The sequence below is a fragment of the Stenotrophomonas sp. HMWF003 genome (assembly GCF_003061285.1).
In the GTDB taxonomy this organism is placed as follows: domain Bacteria; phylum Pseudomonadota; class Gammaproteobacteria; order Xanthomonadales; family Xanthomonadaceae; genus Stenotrophomonas; species Stenotrophomonas maltophilia_AP.
This window is the reverse complement of sequence record NZ_QAIW01000330.1, coordinates 6,529-9,646: the sequence shown is the minus strand read 5'-3', so window position 1 is coordinate 9,646 and position 3,118 is coordinate 6,529. Positions and strand designations below refer to the sequence as shown.

The 3,118-nt window shown below is 68.0% G+C and carries 3 protein-coding genes; 1 reads left to right on the top strand and 2 read right to left on the bottom strand.

The annotated features are described in order from the left end of the window. Nucleotides 1–274 precede the first annotated feature (274 nt). Both DBR34_RS13290 and DBR34_RS13285 read right to left on the bottom strand, forming a co-directional pair. On the bottom strand, nt 275–1,069 hold the full coding sequence (locus tag DBR34_RS13290; RefSeq protein ID WP_128097141.1) for a MetQ/NlpA family ABC transporter substrate-binding protein: 795 nt from the start codon (nt 1,067–1,069) through the stop codon (nt 275–277). Between the two features lie 95 nt (nt 1,070–1,164). Then, nucleotides 1,165–2,130, bottom strand: coding sequence for a YafY family protein (locus DBR34_RS13285; RefSeq protein ID WP_038686074.1), 966 nt, complete (start codon nt 2,128–2,130; stop codon nt 1,165–1,167). 91 nt (nt 2,131–2,221) lie between these two features. On the opposite strand from DBR34_RS13285, the gene DBR34_RS13280 reads away from it, so the two are divergent. After that, nucleotides 2,222–2,839 carry a hypothetical protein gene (locus tag DBR34_RS13280; protein WP_128097140.1) on the top strand — a complete coding sequence of 206 codons (618 nt, stop codon included), beginning with the start codon at nt 2,222–2,224 and terminating at the stop codon, nt 2,837–2,839. Nucleotides 2,840–3,118: the final 279 nt, after the last annotated feature.

The window sequence follows — 3,118 nt, the reverse complement described above, 5'->3', positions numbered from 1 at the left end:
CCCATGCCCTTGGAGGCGAACTAAAGGGGGAGGGGGCGGCCGCAGGCCGACGCCGGAGGACATTCGCCGGAAAGGGCATGGGGGCCCAGCGCCCGACCCAACGACTACAGGAAAAAGCCTTGGCTTCCCGCCCATACCGCAAGCCGAGCCCCGTCGCGGCCGGGGACATTTGCACCAGGGGCCTACCGGCCGCGACGGGGCCCACACGCTCGCGACAGACCCGGAAGAACCTTTTTTTGGCGGGGTGTCCGACCATGGGTCGGACCCACCTCAGTCAAAACGCCGGCAGCACCGCGCCCTTGTACTTCTCAGCGATGAAGGCCTTCACTTCCGGGCTGGTCAATGCCTTGGCCAGCTGCTGCACGCGGGCGTCGTCCTTGTTGTCCGGGCGGGCCACCAGGAAGTTCACGTACGGCGAGTCCTTGCTTTCAATCGCCAGCGCGTCCTGGGTCGGGTTGAGCCCGGCATCCAGTGCGTAGTTGGTGTTGATCAGGGCCAGGTCGACCTGGTCGAGCACGCGCGGCAGCATGGCCGAATCCAGCTCGCGGAACTTCAGCTGCTTCGGGTTGGCGATGATGTCGCGCTGGGTGGCCAGTGCGTTGGTCGGGTCCTTCAGCGTGATCAGCCCGGCCTTGTGCAGCAGGATCAGCGCGCGGCTGTTGTTGCTGGGGTCGTTGGGGATCACCACGTCGGCGCCGGCCGGCACTTCGTCCAGCGACTTGAAGCGGCGCGAGTAGGCGCCGAACGGCTCGATGTGCACGCCGATGACCTTGACCAGGTCGGTCTTGCGGTCGCGGTTGTAGGCGTCCAGGTAGGGCTCGGTCTGGAAGTAGTTGACGTCCACCTGCTTCTGCACCAGCTGGTCGTTGGGCTGCACGTAGTCGTTGAACACGCGCACGTCCAGGTCCAGGCCTTCCTTCTGCAGGATCGGCTTGACCACCGCCAGGATCTCGGCGTGCGGCACGGCCGTGGCGGCCACCACCAGCTTCTTCGAATCGGGTTGGGATTTACCGCAGGCGGCCAGGGCCAGCGAGGCGGCGAGCAGCGGGAGCAGCAGGTACTTCTTCATGGGGGGGTATCCGGGCAGCGATAGCGCCCAACCTTACCGCACACCCCGGCCGTGCGGTATCGGTGGCATATGACCGGCGGGCATGAGCCCGGCGGTCACTCGTAATTGCTGAGGGCCAGCGCCAGCAGCGCCTTGGCCTGTTCGCGCAGCATCACCGGTTCGATGATCTCCGCGTCCGAGCCGTAGTGCAGCACGTCCATCAGCAGTTCGCGCGACACGCTATAGGGCACCTTCAGCTCGTAGCGGCCGTCGGCCAGGAAACGCCCCTGCTGCTTGGAATGCCAATGCTCGTCGGCCACCCAGCGCGCGGCCTTGGCGCTGAAGACGATGGTGGCCCAGCCCTTGGGCGGCCCGGAGAAGATGCCGTAGCTGGCGCCCAGCTGCTCGTCCAGCTCGGTGTCATCCACGTCGCGGGCCACGGTGTCGACCACCCGGGCCTTGTAGATGCGGTCCACCGCGAAACTGCGCAGGCCTTCGCGGCCGTGGTCCCAGGCATCCAGGTACCAGTTGTCGCGGTAATGGGTCATGCGCTGCGGCGACACGGTGCGCTTGGTGGCCTCGTCGGTGGAGCGGGCGCGGTATTCGAACGCCAGCTGCTTTCGCTCCAGCACGGCCGAGGCGACGGCGCGGAAGCTGGCTTCGTCGAACTTGCGGCCGCGGTGCGGAATCACCCGGACCCGGTCCACCGGCCAGGTGGACACGCCGGCCTGGGCGGCCAGCAGGCCTTCAATGCGCTGCTGCAGCGGGGCCAGCACCGAGGACAGCACGCCGCCGCCGGTGCGCGCCAGCAGGTGCTGGGACGCCAGCAGCGCGTGCAGCTCTTCGGAACTGAGCCACAGGCCGGGCAGCTCGAAGCGGTCGCTTTCGTCGTCCTGGTAGCGGAAGCCGGCCTCGCCGTCACCCTCCACCGGCGCCATCAGCGCATCGCGCAGGAAGGCCAGGTCGCGGTAGACGGTGGCGCGGGAACACTCCAGTTTTTCCTGCAGGGTGGCCACCGTCACCGGGTAACGGGCGGACTTGAGCAGGCGATGCAGGGCGTTGATGCGTTCGTATCGGTCCATGACCCGATTATGTCCGAGTCGCCGTCGTTGTGGCGGCTTCGGCACCATCTTCGGCTATCGTGGAGCCCCGAAAACCCCGTTGCCGCCTGTCATGCGCCTGTTACCTGCCGTTGCCGTGTTGTCCCTGCTGCTGTCCGGTTGCGCCCCCGCGCCCGATCCGGCCGCCACCGCGCCGGCCCCGGCGGCAGGCAACGTCCCGGCCGCGGTGGATCCGGTGCAGGCGGTGCTGGGTGCGAGCCAGCGCTTCGGCCAACTGCGCAGCTTCCACGCCAGCCTGCGCATGCAGGGGCCGCGCACGGTCGAGGCGACGATGGACTTCGTTGCCCCCGACCGCTACCGGCTGATCACCGATGACGGCCCGCAGCTGATCATCGGCGACACCTTCTTCCTGCAGCGCGCCGGCGAGGTCCGTCAGGTGCCGGTGCCGCCGGGCCTGCTGGCGCAGTGGCGCAACCCGCTGCCGGCGGACGTGGCCCCGGCCCAACTGCAGGTGGACGACCTGGGCAGCGATGCCATCGGCGGGCAAGCCGCCCACAAGTACCGGGTGCGCCATGCCACCGCCGCGCCGGACGGAATGCTGTACTGGATCAATGCACAGGGCCTGCCGGTGCAGATCGAGCGCCAGGGCCAGACCAAGGGCGAGACGTTCCGGATCACGCTGCGCTTCTCGCGGTTCGACGACCCGGCGCTGCGCATCGATCTTCCCTGAACAGGCCGTTCGACCGAACCCCGCCTAAAGCGGCGGCAGATGGCGGGAATTGCACGCTGGATGCATCAAGTATCATCCCCCGTTGCCCGTCCCCCACTGGTTGATCCGGAGAACCGTTGATGTCCCTGCGCGTCTCGTTGCTTGTTCCCCTGCTGTTGTGCGCCCCGGCGGCGTTCGCCCAGGACACCACCGATCCGGCTGCGATGACCTCGCCATGGAGCGGCAGCGGCGGTGAGCTGGGCTTCGCCTCGGCCCGGGGCAACAGCAACACCGAAAGTG